Annotated in this window: 13 protein-coding genes; 5 read left to right on the forward strand and 8 right to left on the reverse strand. The window is 74.8% G+C overall.

All coding sequences use genetic code 11. The features are described from left to right. The 3 genes from G3I56_RS44940 to G3I56_RS42170 all read left to right on the forward strand — a co-directional run. Positions 1 to 1393, forward strand: a 1393-nt coding sequence (locus G3I56_RS44940) for a LuxR C-terminal-related transcriptional regulator (RefSeq protein WP_275406980.1), incomplete at its 5' end; no start/stop codon positions are given. Further along, complete coding sequence (locus G3I56_RS42165) at positions 1390 to 2649, forward strand: MFS transporter (RefSeq protein WP_164418757.1); 1260 nt, start codon at positions 1390 to 1392, stop codon at positions 2647 to 2649. The genes G3I56_RS44940 and G3I56_RS42165, both read left to right, overlap by 4 nt. An 83-nt stretch (positions 2650 to 2732) precedes the next feature. Continuing rightward, entirely contained in the window at positions 2733 to 3698 is a 966-nt protein-coding gene (locus G3I56_RS42170; RefSeq protein WP_164418759.1) for a class I SAM-dependent methyltransferase, read from the forward strand. A gap of 76 nt (positions 3699 to 3774) precedes the next feature. On the opposite strand, the gene G3I56_RS42175 is transcribed toward G3I56_RS42170, so the two are convergent. Further along, complete coding sequence (locus G3I56_RS42175) at positions 3775 to 4686, reverse strand: endonuclease/exonuclease/phosphatase family protein (protein WP_343240225.1); 912 nt, start codon at positions 4684 to 4686, stop codon at positions 3775 to 3777. 340 nt (positions 4687 to 5026) lie between these two features. On the opposite strand from G3I56_RS42175, the gene G3I56_RS44945 reads away from it, so the two are divergent. Both G3I56_RS44945 and G3I56_RS42185 read left to right on the forward strand, forming a co-directional pair. Then, positions 5027 to 5965, forward strand: coding sequence for an aldo/keto reductase (locus G3I56_RS44945; RefSeq protein WP_164418761.1), 939 nt, complete (start codon positions 5027 to 5029; stop codon positions 5963 to 5965). A 65-nt stretch (positions 5966 to 6030) separates the two neighbouring features. Next, positions 6031 to 7062: a Gfo/Idh/MocA family oxidoreductase gene (locus tag G3I56_RS42185; RefSeq protein WP_164418763.1), complete on the forward strand. Its 1032-nt coding sequence runs from the start codon at positions 6031 to 6033 to the stop codon at positions 7060 to 7062. 58 nt (positions 7063 to 7120) lie between these two features. Here G3I56_RS42185 and G3I56_RS42190 read toward each other — a convergent pair whose 3' ends face one another. The 7 genes from G3I56_RS42190 to G3I56_RS42220 form a co-directional block, all read right to left on the reverse strand. Continuing rightward, entirely contained in the window at positions 7121 to 8407 is a 1287-nt protein-coding gene (locus tag G3I56_RS42190) for a hypothetical protein (protein WP_164418765.1), read from the reverse strand. Then, on the reverse strand, positions 8394 to 9002 hold the full coding sequence (locus G3I56_RS42195) for a DUF1349 domain-containing protein (protein ID WP_164418767.1): 609 nt from the start codon (positions 9000 to 9002) through the stop codon (positions 8394 to 8396). The genes G3I56_RS42190 and G3I56_RS42195 overlap by 14 nt, the downstream gene beginning before the upstream one ends. Further along, positions 8999 to 9862 carry an SDR family NAD(P)-dependent oxidoreductase gene (locus tag G3I56_RS42200; RefSeq protein ID WP_164418769.1) on the reverse strand — a complete coding sequence of 288 codons (864 nt, stop codon included), beginning with the start codon at positions 9860 to 9862 and terminating at the stop codon, positions 8999 to 9001. The genes G3I56_RS42195 and G3I56_RS42200 overlap by 4 nt, the downstream gene beginning before the upstream one ends. Then, positions 9859 to 11262 (reverse strand): glycosyltransferase, encoded by a 1404-nt coding sequence (locus G3I56_RS42205; protein ID WP_164418771.1) that lies wholly within the window; start codon positions 11260 to 11262, stop codon positions 9859 to 9861. The genes G3I56_RS42200 and G3I56_RS42205 overlap by 4 nt, the downstream gene beginning before the upstream one ends. Continuing rightward, complete coding sequence (locus G3I56_RS42210) at positions 11243 to 13024, reverse strand: 1-deoxy-D-xylulose-5-phosphate synthase N-terminal domain-containing protein (protein ID WP_343240226.1); 1782 nt, start codon at positions 13022 to 13024, stop codon at positions 11243 to 11245. Before G3I56_RS42210 ends, G3I56_RS42205 begins: the two co-directional genes overlap by 20 nt. Beyond that, the gene (locus tag G3I56_RS42215) at positions 13021 to 14343 is read right to left on the reverse strand and encodes an aminotransferase class III-fold pyridoxal phosphate-dependent enzyme (protein WP_164418774.1); all 1323 of its coding nucleotides are present in this window, start codon (positions 14341 to 14343) and stop codon (positions 13021 to 13023) included. Before G3I56_RS42215 ends, G3I56_RS42210 begins: the two co-directional genes overlap by 4 nt. Positions 14344 to 14473: 130 nt before the next feature. Further along, on the reverse strand, positions 14474 to 14944 hold a 471-nt coding region (locus G3I56_RS42220), incomplete at its 5' end, for a phosphotransferase (RefSeq protein WP_164418776.1).

Below are 14944 nucleotides of genomic sequence, written 5' to 3' on the forward strand. Positions count from 1 at the left end.
CGGGCCGCCCGGCGTCCGCGCGCCGCAGGCAGCCCTGGCGCTGGAGTGCGGCGAGCTGGACGAGGCGGAGCGGCTGGCCGAGGAGGTGCTGGCCGCACCGGACGAGGACCGGTCGCGGACCGACACCCTGCTCGCCCTCGGCGTACGGGCTGAGGCCGCGCTGCGCCGAGGCCGGCCGCGGGAGGCCGGACCGGCCGCAGGGCAACTGGTCTCCTTGTTGGCCGACGACCGCTTCGACCTCGCCGCCGGCCGCGCGCTGCGCGCGGTCCTGCGCGTCACGGAGGTGGAGGAGGGCTCGCGGGCCGTGCTGCGAGTACTGCGCGAACTCGGCACCCCGGACACCCACCTGCCCGGCTGCGCATCCGTCTCCGGTGCCGGGCCGGACGCGGCGTGCGCCTGCGGGACGACCTCCACGACCACGACGCCCGGCACCGGGAGCACCACGAGCGCCACTGCCGCCATGTCGAACCACCGGCCGCCGAGCGGTGGTGGTCGGCGTGCCGTCGCAGGTCCGGTGCCCGGGGCGTTGTTGTTGGCCGGGGCCGCCACCGCGGCCTGGCTGGTGCGGCTCGCCCTGGCCGCGGACGAACCGGAGCTGGCCGCGCGGATCGCCGCCCAGGCACGGGCCGTCGGCGCGGCCCGCACGGCGGACGCCACGCACCCGGTCGCGGATGCCGCGTCCCCCGCTGCGGACGCCGAGGCCGCGCACGCGGCGGCGGTCACCGCCGACCACGCCGACGGCCTGCTGCGGGAATCGGCCACGCTGCTCAGCAGGGCCGCGGCCGCCCACCGGGATCCCTGGTCGCGGGGGCGCGCCGAGGAGGACCTCGGCACGCTGCTGCTGAAGGACGGCGACGACACCAGCCGTACGCACGCCGTGAAGCGGCTCCAGGCTGCCCTGGACGCCTACGATGCCGCAGGCTGCGCACCGGACGCCGCCCGGGTCCGCGGCACACTGCGCGGCCTGGGCGTACGGCGCCGGCACTGGACGTACGTCGACCGGCCCGTCACCGGCTGGGCCAGCCTCACCCACTCCGAGCGCGCCGTCGCGGACCTGGTCGCCCAGGGGCTGACCAACCGTGAGACGGCGGACTGCATGTTCCTGTCGCCCTACACCGTCAACTTCCACCTCCGCGGGATCTTCCGCAAACTCTCCATCACCTCACGGGTTGAACTCGCACGCATGCACCGAGACCTCGAACAGCCGACCGCCGCGGCCGCTCCCGCATCACCGGCCGCCGCAGCGGCCGAACGCCGGCTCCGGCCGGCCCCCGGCCACGGCCCCGGCTGGCGTACCCGCCCCGACCGCGCCGCCGCGGGGGTCGCGGGCCGGTCCGCCGACACCGCCGCCCGTCCGCTGGCCGTCCCCGCTCCCCGGGGGCGGTGGCGATGACCGCCCTCACCGAGCCCGCGGCCCGGACACTCCGCCGGCTCCCGACGACCGTGTGGGTGCTGGTCTGCGTCGTCTTCGTGTCCTCGATGTGCGCGGGCGCCGTCGCCCCGGTGCTCACCGAGCGCACCGCGGAGCTGGCCGAGACCGCCGCCGTACCGGGCATCGTCAGCGCCTTCTTCCTGGCCCGCCTGCTGTTCACGCCCCTCGCCGGACGGCTCGTCACGGGCGGCCTGGCCCGCCGGATGCTGCCGGCCGGGCTGCTGCTGACCGCCGTCGGCACCGGACCCGCGGGACTGGCCGACAGTTACTGGCAGCTGATGGCGCTGCGCGTCATCGGCGGTGTCGGGTCCGCGACGTTCACCGTGTCCGCCGTCGCGCTGCTGGTGGCCGCCGCGCCCCAGGCGCTGCGCGGCCGTGCCTTCGGCGTGTGGTCGGTCGGCTTCGAGGTCGGCACCGTAGTCGGGCCGATGACCGGCGCCGGCCTGGTCGCCCTCTCCCGCAGCGCCCCGTTCACCGTGACCGGCATGTGCCTGGCCCTCGCCGCGCTCACGGTCGCCCTGCTGCCCGCAGGTCCGGCGGGCAGGCGGGCCGGGGGCGCCGGAAAGTCCGAGGCCGCCGGGGAGGCGGGCACCGACGCCGCCGGTGGTGACGGTCCGATGGTCCGTATGCGGGAGGTCCTCGCGCTGCCCGCCTACCGCGCCGCACTGCTGTCCAACTTCGCGATCGGCTGGGGCGCGTACGGCATCCAGGTCTCGCTGGTGCCGCTGTTCGTGACCGCCCGGTTCGAGCAGGGCACCGCGCTCGCCTCCCTCGCGCTCACCGTCTTCGCCGTCGGCAACGTGGCCGTGCTGCCGTTCGCCGGGCGGATCACCGACAGCCGGGGCCGCCGCCCCGTCGCCGTACTCGGCCTGGCCCTGTTCGGGCTGGGTCTCGCGGGTGTCGGGCTCAGCACGAGCCCCGTACCGCTGCTGGCCGCCGCCCTGGTGACCGGCGCGGGCTGCGGGGTCACCGGGCCCGCGCACGGCGCCGCGGTCGCCGACGTGATCGGACCGGACGCGCGGGGCGGCTCGGCGCTCGCCGGCTTCCAGGTGACCGCCGACGTCGGAGCCGTGGCCGGGCCGCTGCTCGCCGGGGCGGCCGCGCAGGCGTTCTCGTTCCCGGCCGCGTTCCTGCTCACCGCAGCGGTGCCCGCCCTCGCGCTCGTGGCCTGGCTGCGGGCGCCCGAGACCCGGCCGGCCGACCCGCGGGCCGTATGACCTCGGCGTCCCGGCACACCGCCGGAACCAGACCCACCTTCAGACACGGATTCAGCCCCAGACCCAAACAGAGGTGATCGAGCGTGTTCAGTCATCAGGACGAGCAGGAGTGGCTCCGGCGCGAGCGGGAGATCGACAGCGCGGTCGGCGACGACGGCTTCGGCACCGTGGACCGCCGCTGCTCCTGGGCCGAGGAATCCCCCTTCGCGCTCTGCCAGTACTTCCTGCTCCACGTCGGGGGGCGGACCTGGCTCGGCCGCAAGCTGGTGGCGGAGGGCCGCACCGACCCCTCGTCCGTGCTCACGCCGCGCATGCTGATGGGCGAGTTCGGGGGCCTGCGCTTCACCCGGGAGCGCGTGGTCTTCCACTTCACCGCCCGGTCGGTCGAGGAGCGGGCGGCCGTCCTGGCGCGCGCCGCGAAGGACGGCGAGGCGGACATCGACTTCCTCTTCCCCCGCCTGGACAGCGACTGGAACGAGGCCCTGGTCCCCCCTCACGTCTGGGACGGCACCGCCGAACTGGCCGACAACCTCGACCCGGACGAGGCCCACTTCCGCGCCGCGGCGGCCCTGCTCCTGCGGGACCTCGTGCAGCCGGGCGACACGATCTACGACCCGGCCTGCTCCACCGGCAGGTTCGTCTCCTCCCTGGGCGAGGCCTTCCCCGACTGCCGGGTGCTGGCCTCCGACGCCTCGGAGAAGATGGTCGAGCTGGCCCGCCGCCGCATCCCGGACGCCTTCGTCGCGAACGGCCTCGGCCGGCCCGCGCCGGAGGAGTCGGTGCAGGTGCTCGTCATGCGCTTCCTCAACGCGGAGGTCCTCAGCGTCGACACGGCCGTGGCCGGCTTCCGCTCGCTGGTGCGGCTGATCGCGCCGGGCGGGCACGCCCTGGTGTTCGGCCACACCCCGGTCCTGCCCGCCGTGCGCCAGCTCGCGGAGGAGACGGGCCTGGAGGTGCGCTCGGCCGTCGCCGCCACTCCGGGCACCGAGGACGAGGTGTTCCAGTTCTACCTGCTGCACCGCCCGGTGGCGGCCGCCGCGGCCGCCTGAGGCGCACGGACGCGGTCCGCGCCGCCACCCGTGACGGGTGGCGGCGCGGAGCGCGGAGAGCCGGCCCCTCGGTCCGTCAGGGCGTCTCCGCCTCCGGGCGCAGCCGGAGCACGATCGGCGCGTGGTCCGAGGCCGGGCGACCGTCGGCTCCGGCGGGCACGTCGGCCACCGCCCGATAGGAGTCCACCCCGGGAAGGAGCCGGCCGGAGGCCAGGAAGAGGTCGATACGGCGCGCGGGGTCACCCTCCTCGGAGTTGCGGACCGTGGGCCGCCGGTCGCCCCCGGCCGCGCCCACGTCCGTGAAGAGCCCCTCGTCCAGCAGCGCCGCGACGGGCGCACGGTCGGTCTCCTTGCCGTCCGGCGGAAGATGGTTGCCGAGGCGGTGGGCGGGGACCGCGCTCCAGTCGGGTTCCGGGTCACCGGGCGGCACCGTGTTGGCGTCCATCGCCACCAGCACCGGCCCGTGCGTGTGGGGGCCGACGAAGCCACGCAGCCGGTCCGACTCCAGCCGCCGGTTGAGCGGGCTGTACGGATCCAGGTGAGCCACCACGAACCGCACCGGACCGCTCCGTCCCGGCAGACGCAGCACCGTGCTCCCGAAGCCGTGCCAGAGGTGCAGCTCGGGCGGGTAGCCGTCCACCGCGCACAGCTCCACGCCGGGGCGCCACAGGATCGCCTGGTGGCACTCGGTCTTGGCGCGGAACAGCACGCCGTCCATGCCGAGGTCCCGCTTGGCGTCGGCGAACAGGGCCTCGTCGTCCAGGTCCCAGCACCACGCCTCGGTGACCATCAGTACGTCCGGCCGCTCCCGCAGGATCAGCCGCCGCTGGGCCTCCCAGCGGGTGTCGTCCCCGTCGTGCCGCTCGAGGCCGGTGCGGTACAGGTTCCAGAACATGACGGTCGTCCCGGCCGCCGTCTCCGGCACTTCCGCCGCACCTGGCGCCGGCGCCGCGGCCGTGCCGCCCGCCACCACGGCTCCCGCCGTCACCGCTCCCGCCGTCCGTCGCGACGGCGGCCCGTGCCCCGATCCCTCATCTGTGACGTCCTTCCCTCCGGTCAGATGCGCAAGGCGCCCGTACGGCCGCGGTGCGCCGTCGTCCCCCGGACGGCGCGCGGCCCTTTCCAACCCACCACGCGCCGCCACGGTCCGCCAACACCGTCACCGGGTGGACTTTCCGGGGCCGCCGCAGGCGCCGCGGGACCGCCCCGAACCTGCCCGATCGGGGGAAGTCCGGGCCGTGGGAACGGTCGCACGATGCCCCGGGACGCGTGCGCTCCGCACGCGTCACGACACCGACATTCCGACACCGGAAACGAGAGGCGAGCGCGTGAAGTACCGCACACTGGGCCGGGGCGGCCCACGGATCTCGGCCTTGGGCCTGGGCACCACCTCACTCATGGGGATCTTCGGCAGACGCGACCCCGACGTGGTCGCCGACACCCTGCGGCACGGACTCGACCGGGGCATCAACGTGCTCGACACCGCACCGTCCTACGGCGGCGGCTTCGCCGAGGAGATCGTCGGCAGGGTTCTCCGCGGGCGCCGCGACGAGGTGGTGCTCAGCACCAAGGTGGGCTGCTGGGCGCCCGAGGAGTTCGACTTCTCCGCGCGGCGGATCCGCGAGGGCTTCGAGGACAGCCTGCGCCGGCTGGGCACCGACCACGTCGACGTGCTGCTGGCCCACGACATCGAGTACGGCGACCCCGAGGAGATCACCGGCACGGTGCTGCCGCTGCTGGCCCGCCTGAAGGAGGAGGGCAAGGCGCGCGCCGTGGGCGTCTCCGGGCTGCCGCTGCCGGTCCTCGACGGGGCAGTGGCGACGGGCGGCGTGGACGTGGTGCTGTCGTACTGCCGTTACGGCCTGCACGACACCGCGCTGGAGAAACCCGCCGTCCGGTGGGCCGAGGACGGCGTCACCACGCTGCTCGGCTCTCCGGTGGCGATGGGGCTGCTCACCCAGACGGGGCCGCCGTCCTGGCATCCCGGTTCGCTCGAACTGCGGGCCGCCGCGTCCCGCGCCGCCGCGCTCTGCGCCCGCGAGGGCACCGACCTCGCCCTGCTGGCCCTCCAGTTCGCTTTGGCCAACGAGAACCTGGGCACCGTCCTGACCGGCACCGGCGACCGGGCGCACCTGGCGGAGATGGTGCGGGCTGCCGACACCCCGCCCGATCCGCAGCTGCTCACCGCGGTCCTCGCCGAGTTCGCCGACGTGCCCGACGTCAGCTGGCCGTCGGGCGGCGGCCGGTGGCCCGGGACCGCCGCGTGACCGCCCCCGCCGGCCGGGACGCCGTCCCCGCCGCAGCAGCGCCCCACCGACCGGAGGTATCCCCCGTGCCCGCTCACTCGACCCCTGACGCCGCCGCCCCCGTGCGGTTCGGTGTGATCGGCCTCGGCTTCGGCCGCTGCCACGCCAAGGTCCTCTCCACCCTGTCCGGAGCCCAGCTGGTCGCCGTGGCCGACCTCGACCCGGAGGCGCAGGGCATCGACCTGGAGCCGTACGCGGCGAAGCTGGGCGCCCGGGGGTACCGGGACGGGCTGCGCATGATCGCCGAGGAGGAACTGGACGCGGTGGTGATCGCCGTGCCGCCCGCGGCCAGGCGGCGGCTGGTGACTGCCGCGGGCGAGCGGGGGCTCGCGGTGTTCCTGGAGAAGCCTTTCGCCGTCGACGACGCGCACGCCGAGGAGATGACGGAGCTGTTCGACCGGTTCCCGGACATGCCCGTGATGATGGACTTCTGCCTGCGCCACCTGCCCGCCGTACGCCGGCTGCGGGAGCTGCTCGACGGGCCGCTCGGCGAGGGGCTCGTGGTCAACGCCGACCTGGTGCTGCCGCGCGACGACAGCCCCGCCTGGGTGTGGGACCCGGCGGTCGGCAACGGCATCGTCAACGAGAACACCTGCCACGTCCTGGACACCCTGTGCCATCTGCTGGGCGAGCCGGTGGCCGTGCAGGCGGCCGGCGGCTCCTACCTGGGCAGCCCGCTGGAGGACGGAGTCGCGGTCGTGCTGCGGTTCGACTCCGGCGCCTCGGCCGTGCTGACCGGCGGCGCACTCGGCGCCGAGGCGATGCGCACCCCGGCCGCGCTGTCGGTCTACTCCCGCCACGGGCAGGCCCGGCTGACCGGCCGCGACCACATGTTCGCCGAGCTGGACTGGGCCACGGCCGAGGCGTCCGAGGCCGCGCACGAGAGCTGGTCGCTGCCCGGCCGCGGCGAGATCAGCGCGGCGGCGCTCGCCCACTTCGTGTCCTCGCTGCGCACGGGCGCGGCACCCGCGCCGGGCCGCGACGCGGGCGTACTGGCCGTCCGCCTGGCGATGGCCGTCCGGACGGCGCTGGAGACAGGGGCGTCGGTGGACGTCTGACACCCGGGGCGGCTGCTGTTCCATGGCGCCGCTGTGGCACCGCTCCTGCGACACCCCCTCAGGGGGCGTACCCGCGTGTCTCCCACGCCGCCCTGTGGAAGGCCAGGTGTTTGAGGTGGGCCAGCAGGAGCTGGTCCGGGTCGACCGCCTTGACCGTGTGGGGGGCGCCGGCGGCGACCGAGCCGTAGTCCGTGGCGAAGGACTTGACCGTCTCCACGCCCAGGGCGAACAGCGAGGTCGCCGGGGCCGTGCGGAACCGTACCCCGGGCCTGCCCCAGCGGGCCGGATGCGGGGTGAACAGGCGGACGTGGACGTCAGGCCGGTCGTGCACGACGTGTGCGGCGCCCATGAGGAGGGCGGGCTGCGTGCCGTTGGCCCCGATGTCGACCAGGGTCAGCGGCCGGGCGCCGCCGTCCGGCCGAGTCACCGGCAGCCGCCGGCCCAGGGTGCGGCAGACCTCCGCGAAGAGACCGGAGCCGATGCCCTCGCGCAGGACCGCGTCGGTCTCCGGGAGCGGTGTCCCGTGCAGGGTCAGCAGGCCCTCGGCCAGCCGCCGCGCCTGGTCGGTGCCGTGCGCGGCCTCCTCCGCGAACGCCGCAGCGAACAGCTCCTCGAAGAGCGGGCCGCCGGGCCGCCGGTCGGCCTCCTCGCGGGCCGCCGTGACCATCCGGGCCAGCTCGGAGGCGACGAGCCCGTTGTCCATCCAGGCCCGCTGGCGTCCCGCCGCGCTGCGCGCGGTGACCTCCTGCGGCCCGAACACCCGGCGGCTGGTGCGCGAGAGCACCGCCCGCTCGGCGTCGCTGAGCAGGGAGAGCCGGCTGAGGTAGAACACCTCGGAGGCGCCGGAACCCCCGGCCAGCAGGTCGTAGGAGGGCTTGAGGAACTCTGCGTCGGTGCCGAGGAAGAGGACCGTCCGGCCGGCGTCGACGGGCAGCGCCTGCGCCAGGCGCAGGGCGACCTCACGGCCCATCCGGTGGAAGGCGGCGTACAGCTCCTGCGGGGTGGGTGACGCGGGGTCGGCCACCCCGGTCGCGTCGAACAGGGCCTGCAGGTTGCGCCGGTACTCGGCGCTCTCGTCGGGCCCCAGCGAACCGGTCTGGGCCAGCCCCCGGCTCAGCGGTCCGGCGAGGTCGCCGGGCGGCAGGCCGAGGGCGCGGGCGTGGTCGCGGGTGTCGTCGAGCGCGGCCTCCGCGTCCAGCGGGCCGGCGAGGCGGGCGAGCCGGGCCGACACCTCGTCGATGTGGCGGGCCAGGTCTGCGGGGGTGGCGGGGCCGGGGGCCACCACCGCCCCGGTCGGCCGGCGGGGGCCGACGGCGGGGCCCGCCCCGAGGTCAGCGGCGGTCACGGAGCGGCTCCGGATCGAGACGTACGCCGTCGAAGACGGCCGTGCAGGACGCGGAGAACGGGGCCTGTGCGAACAGCCCCACCCGCAGCGGGCCTTCCGGCACGGTGAAGGTCCGTACGAAGCGCGGTTCGCCCTCGGGGTCCGGACGGTGCAGCAGCGCCGCGCGGCGGCCTTCGCGGACCACCGTCAGCTCCGCGCGCGGCCCGTCGAGGACGGGGCCCGCGGCCTCGTCGGAGTACGGCGCCGACACCACCGTGACCAGGGTCCAGTCCCCGGACGGGGCGCGCTCCACACAGAACTTGGCCCAGCCGTCGGCGGTGGTCACGAGCACGCCGCCGGCGTCGGCGAACCGCCCGGTGCCCCCGTCGGGGCGCACCTCGGCGCGGACCGACAGGGTGAAGTCCCCCTCGACCGGGCGGCTGGCGTGCACGAGAGCGTCGATCTCCCGGACGCCCGGCATGCGGTACAGGTCCGAGCCCCCCGGCGCGGTGACCGTGAGGGAGCCGGCCGGCCCGGCAAAACACGCCGGGCGGCCGTCGGACCACGACCAGGCGGTGTCCGCACCGCCGGGCGTGGTGGTTGCGGTGCGCGTCACGGGGCGCTCATCCCGCCGTCGACGCTGATCGCCTGCCCGGTCACCCGGCGGGCCGCGGCGAGGTGCAGAACGGTCTCCGCGATGTCCTCCGGCTGCTGGAACTCACGCTGGGGGATCATCATGCGCATCCGCTCCCAGCACTCGTCGCGGGTCTCGCCCGGCCGGGTGAACTCGTCGAGCAGGTAGTCCCACATGGCGGTGCGGATCATGCCGGGGCAGACCGCGTTGACCCGCACGCCGTTCTTGGCCTCCTCCAGGGCGAGCGCCGCGGTGAAGCCGATCACGCCGAACTTCGCCGCGCAGTAGTGCGCCACCTTGGCGAAACCGCTTCGCCCGGAGACGGAGGAGAAGTTGACGATGGAGCCGCCGCCGTCGGCGCGCAGCAGCTTCAGGGCGTGCTTGGAGACCAGGAAGACGCCGTTCAGGTTGCCCTCGACGACCCGGTTGAACTCGGTCAGCTCCATCTGCTCGACGGGGCACACATGGGTGACGCCGAAGGCGTTGACGACGGTGTCGAGCCTGCCGTAGACGCGCTCGACCTCGGCGAGCAGGGCGCGTACGGAGTCCTCGTCGGCCGCGTTGGCCTCCAGGGCGGTGACGTCCAGGCCCCTGGCAGTCAGTTCCTCGGCGAGGGCGGTGGCGGCGGTGAAGCCGTCCACCTTCTGGGCCCGGTACTGGTTGTAGGCGGAGGGCAGGGTGTTGGTGTCGGCGACGGCGACGCGAGCGCCGCGCAGCGCGAACGCCTCGGCCACGGCGCGGCCCATGCCCTTGCCCCCGCCGACGACCAGGACCACCCGGCCCTGGTGCTCGCCACCCCCGGTGGGGGCGGGCGGGAGAACTGCTTCCGGCGTGCTGCTCATACGGGGACGACCTCCGTGTCGTTCGGGTGCGGGACGGTGGCGGCTGCGGGATCGGGGACGGGGGTGAGGCGGTAGGCCAAGGGCGCCAGCACGAGGGCGTCGGTCAGCCTGGGCAGGGCCCGGTAGTCGGCCAGGTTGCGCTCGGGCGCGGTGACGACGGCGCGCAGTTCGGGGCGGCGCCTGCCCTGCTCCTCCTCCAGGGCCGCGATGCGCTCCAGGAGGGGCGCGTCGCGGCGCTGGAAATAGTCGAGGAAGAGCCGGTGGGCGTCGGCCAGCGCCGCGGCGGGGTCGGTGGCGCGGCGGCCGTCGACCTCGACGCGGGCCACGGTGGCGGCGTCGTACGCGGCGTCGCCGGTGCCGTGGTCCTGCCCCGTGCCGGTGAGCGCCCGCCAGAACGCCGGCTCCTCGAACGGGCCGGTGTTCCGCAGCCGCGCCGGTTCCCAGTCGCGGGCGAGCAGCCGCTGTGTCAGGACGTCCTCGTCGACGCGGCCCAGCGCGACGACCCGGTCCATGGAGAACGGGGTGGCGAACAGCTCGGCCGGGACCAGGTTGCGCGCGGGCAGGAGCTCGACGGCCGGCCCCATGGCGGCGGCGAGGACCGGCGCCCCGTGGGCGAGCGCCTCGAACACCACCCGGCCCAGGCTCTCCCGGGACGCGGTGGAGGGGAAGAGCAGTACGTCGACGCGGGAGAAGAAGTCAGCGAGGCGGTCCGCGCCGATCAGTCCGAGCGCGGTGACGTGGTCGGCGGGTACGCCCCGTGCGGCCAGTCGTTCCAGCACCGCGCCGGTCTCCCAGCGCGGGTCGTTGGGCTTGCCCGCGAAGACCAGCCGGGCCCGGCCCCCGCTCTCCCGGTGGCAGCGCGCGAAGGACTCCAGGACCTGGTCGAAGTTCTTCGCGGTGGAGAGCGCGCCGAGGTAGCCGACGCGCAGCACCGCGTCCGGTGCCGGGGCGGGGACGGGGGTGTGCCGGGGCATCGCGTCGAGCATGGGGTAGGCGACCACGGCGTCCCGGGCGGGGACGCCGGGAAAGCAGCGCAGGAACACCCGGCGGGTGTACTCGCTGGGGAACAGGACGGTGTCGCCCGGCCGGTGCAGCGGGGCGCACAGCTCCTCCTGGGTCCAGTAGCCGGACCAGAAGGTGGTGTGCACCTCGCGGACGATGCGGTGGCTGCCGCCCTGCTCCTCGCGCCACAGGTGGTACAGGTGCGCGTAGGGGCCGTTGCCCGCGTAGACGACGTCGCCGGCGAGCGGGCCGAGGCCCTTCGCCCCGCGGGTGATGTCGTGCGGGACGGCGTCGGGCCGGGCGGTGATCAGATCGGACATGGTGCGGTGCATGAGCACCGCGCCGTCGAGGATGCCGGCGGTGTCCACCAGCCCGTAGTCATGCGCGTGCAACCGCACGGTTCTCACCCGCCTCGGCGTGCACGGTGTCCAGCAGCGCGGCCAGCTGGTCGGGGGCCATGCCGTGGCGGCGCAGCTGCTCGTCGTGGACGCAGTTGTCGATGTCGTTCTCGACGCCGTGCACGGTGACCGGCAGCAGGTAGCGGTTGCGCAGCCAGGCGCCGAAGCCGCCGTGGGCGCCGTTGTACTCGACGGAGACCACGCGCTTGAAGCGGCGCAGCGCCTCCAGGAGGGGTCTGCCGAGCAGCGGATTGAGGGCGGTGCAGTGCAGGTGCGGCAGGCCGAGGCCGGTGTTGGCCTCCTCCACCAGGGTGGTGGCGTAGCCGAAGCTGACGACGACGGTGTCGCCGTCGGCGGCGCCGTCCGGGGGTGTGATCCACACTCCGTCGTCGACGGCGTCGGAGCAGTCGGCGGCCGGCGGGGTGAAGCGGGCGTCCACCATGCTCAGCACGTGCACGGTGCCGGGTTCGGCGGCGAGGCGGCGGGCGACCGCGTGGAACTCACCCTCGGTGACCGGCTCGTAGACGCGGGTGTCGGTGAGCAGGGCCAGCAGGTTGAAGGCGTTGGCGGCGCCACCCCAGGCGGCCCAGTTGCGGCCGGCCAGCACCATCAGGTTGCGGACGCTGGTGGCGGCCTCGGTGAGCATGCTGAGCGAGTCCATGTAGTACATGGCGTCGGTGGCGACGACCTTGAGGTCGTCGTCGGGCAGCGCCAGGGTCAGTCCGACGCTGAGGGTCTCCGCGAGGCCCGTGTTGTCGTACGCCACCTTGCCCGGCAGGCCGAAGCGGTTGGCCATGTCGGCGGTGAAGACGGCCGGGGGCCGCCCGGAGGGGGTGGGTACGGCGGCCAGCATGCGGCCTGTGGTGGTGGCGAAGGAGGGGATGCGCGGCGGGGCGGCCGAGGCGGCGGCCGGCGGCTTGAAGCTGTGCTCGCCCTTGTGGGTGCGGCAGACCAGCGCGGCGCGCCCCGGCGCCCGCAGCAGGGTGTCGAGGGCGTCGCGCACGGCGGCGGCGTCGCGACCGTCGGCCTCCACCACGGTGGGGAAGTAGCTGCGCAGGTAGTCGCGGCTGAGGGGCTTGTCGAGCGGTTCGATGCCGCGGTCGTTGGCGTCGACGACGAGGACGAGGTTGTCCAGGTCGGTGTCGTGGGCCCAGCGGATGCACTCGAAGGTGACGCCCTCGTGGAGCTCGCCGTCACCGGCCAGGCAGACCACCTTGCGGGACTCGCCGCGGCGGGTCAGGTCGCGGGCGCGGCTGACCGCCTGGGCGAGGCCGACGCCCAGGCTGTAGCGCATGGTGTTGGCGAAGCCCCAGTCGCGGTGCACGACGCCGGTCATGCCGCCGCGGTGCATGGTGGTCAGCGGCAGGAAGGGCAGTTCGCCGCGGACGTAGCGCTCGGCGTAGAAGCTGGGAGCGATGTGGCCGCGGCCGACGATCAGGTCGGCGGGGGACCCGGCGGCGCCGGACAGGCCGAGTTCGAAGCAGGCGTGCACGGTGGGCAGCGACGACAGACAGCTCTGGTAGTTGCCGAAGCCGGCGATCTCGTGCATGCGCCGCAGGACGTCACCGCTGTCGTCGTAGAGCCGCTCGGGGACGGCGGCGGCGACGGCGCGCATCACCTCCAGCGGGGAGACCGCCGTGTCCTGGAGGTCGAGGACCGCCAGTTCGGACAGCTCCCGCTGCACGACGGTGTGCTCGGCCGGGGTCATCCGGTTGCCGGCTGCGGCCGAGACCTCCGCGTAGCGGGTGGCGAGGCCGTTCACATCCGCCCCCCGTACACCTTGTCCAGCGCGTCGGTGAATTTGCCGCAGATCTCCGCGGTCTCCTCCTCGGTGGTGGTGAAGGCCGGGGCGAGGGTGATCCAGTCGTCCTGGCCTCGCAGGATGAGGCCGCGCTCCTGGCAGGCGGAGGCGACGGCGGCGCCCGCGCTGCCCTCGGGGTCGTCGGGCAGCGGGCGCAGCTTGGCGCCGTACAACAGGCCGACGGAGCGCAGGTCGCCGCGGTCGCCGAGGGCCTCGGTGAGATTGCTGGTGAAGGAGGTGGCGAGGGTGGCGTTGCTGTCGAGGTAGCCGCCCTCGGAGTAGAGGGTGACGGAGGCGAGCCCGGCCGCGGCGGCGAGCGGGTTGGCGGCGTACGTGTGCGAGGGCGCGAAGGAGGAGGTGCCGGAGGCGTCGGTGAGGACGCCGGCCACCTTGTCGTTGAAGAGGACGGCGGCCAGCGGGGCGTAGCCGCCGGAGATGCCCTTGCCCACGGCCATCAGGTCAGGGGTGGCGCCGAAGGTCTGGGCGGCGAAGGGCTGCCCGGTGCGGCCGAAGCCGGTGACGATCTCGTCGAAGACCAGCAGCACGCCGTAGCGGTCGCAGATCTCGCGCACCCGGGCGAGGTAGCCGGGCGGGGCGATGGCCATGCCGCGCAGGTGGATGACGGGCTCCATGACGAGGGCAGCGACGGAGTCGGGACCCTCGGCCTGGATGGTGCGCTCGATGGCCTCGGCGGCCAGCCGGCCGGACTCCTCGGCGTCCGTGCCGTGCACGGAGGCGAACATGTCGGGCGACCAGACGTGCACGACGCCCGGCAGACTCGGGCCGAAGCGGGTGACGTCGGGGCGGCCGGTCAGGGAGAGGGAGCCGAAGGTGGCGCCGTGGTAGCCGTGGTAGTAGCTGAGCAGCTTGTAGCGGCCGGGGTTGCCCAGCTCGCGCTGGGTGAGCCGGGCCAAGCGCAGCGACGCCTCGACGGCCTCGGAGCCGCCGTTGACGAGCTTGACGGTGTTCAGGCCCTCGGGCGCGAGGCGGGCCAGGGCGTCGGTGAGGGCGAGCGCGGCCGGGTTGGTGCCGTGCAGCGGCGGGTTGAAGGGCAGCTTGCGGAGTTGCTGCGTGACGGCGTCGACGATGGGCTCGCAGCTGTAGCCGAAGCAGCTGACGAAGACGCCGGAGAGGCTGTCGATGTAGGAGCGCCCGGCGGTGTCGGTCAGGTGGATGCCCCGGGCCGAGTCGAAGAGGACGGTTTCCTCGCCGAAGGGCACCTCGAAGCAGTAGGAGGACAGGTCCTCGGGCCAGGTACGGCGGTGGTCGGTGGACGGCATGGATTCTCCTCATGGGGATGAGTGGGAGGGGCGCCGTGTCCGGACGGGAGAGGGACACGGCTGGTCTCCGTCCGCGCCCGGCGGTGGGCGCGGACGGCGGACGTGGGGAGGGGCGGTTCGGGGGAACGGTTCAGCCGGTCAGCAGCCGGTGCAGCCGCAGGCGCCGTTCGGTGTCGAGGAGTTCGAAGTACGACAGCCAGGCGGGCGCGAGGAGATCGCGCTCGAGGATGTCCTTGGCGATGTCGACGAGGACGGGCACGGCGTGCGCGATCAGCACCGGCATCAGCAGCGGCAGGTCGGTGCCGTCGATGAGGCCGGCTCCGCGGGCTGCGGTGCGGAAGTGGCCGAGGGCGTCCCGGGCGGCGCCGGGGGCGCCGCCGGCCCGGCCCGCGGTCTCCGCCACCCAGGCGAGGTCCAGCAGCCGGTCGCCTACGTGCAGGTTGTCGAAGTCGAGGACGGCCGTCACCCGGGCGCGGCCCGCGGGGCCTGCGGGGTCGTCCGCGAGCAGGAAGTGGTGGTGGTGCAGGTCGCCGTGGACCACGGCCCGGCGCTCGGGGGAGACGGGCAGCGCGCCCGCGGTGGCGCGCAGCAGGGGTTCGGC

The sequence above is a fragment of the Streptomyces sp. SID12488 genome (genome assembly GCF_010548275.1).
Classification (GTDB): domain Bacteria; phylum Actinomycetota; class Actinomycetes; order Streptomycetales; family Streptomycetaceae; genus Streptomyces.

What these genes read in the sequence shown, in the direction of transcription:
- G3I56_RS42165 (WP_164418757.1), top strand. Translation starts at nt 1,390, where the DNA reads ATGACCGCCCTCACCGAGCCCGCGGCCCGGACACTCCGCCGGCTCCCG.
- G3I56_RS42200 (WP_164418769.1), bottom strand. Translation starts at nt 9,862, where the DNA reads ATGAGCAGCACGCCGGAAGCAGTTCTCCCGCCCGCCCCCACCGGGGGT.
- G3I56_RS42215 (WP_164418774.1), bottom strand. Translation starts at nt 14,343, where the DNA reads ATGCCGTCCACCGACCACCGCCGTACCTGGCCCGAGGACCTGTCCTCC.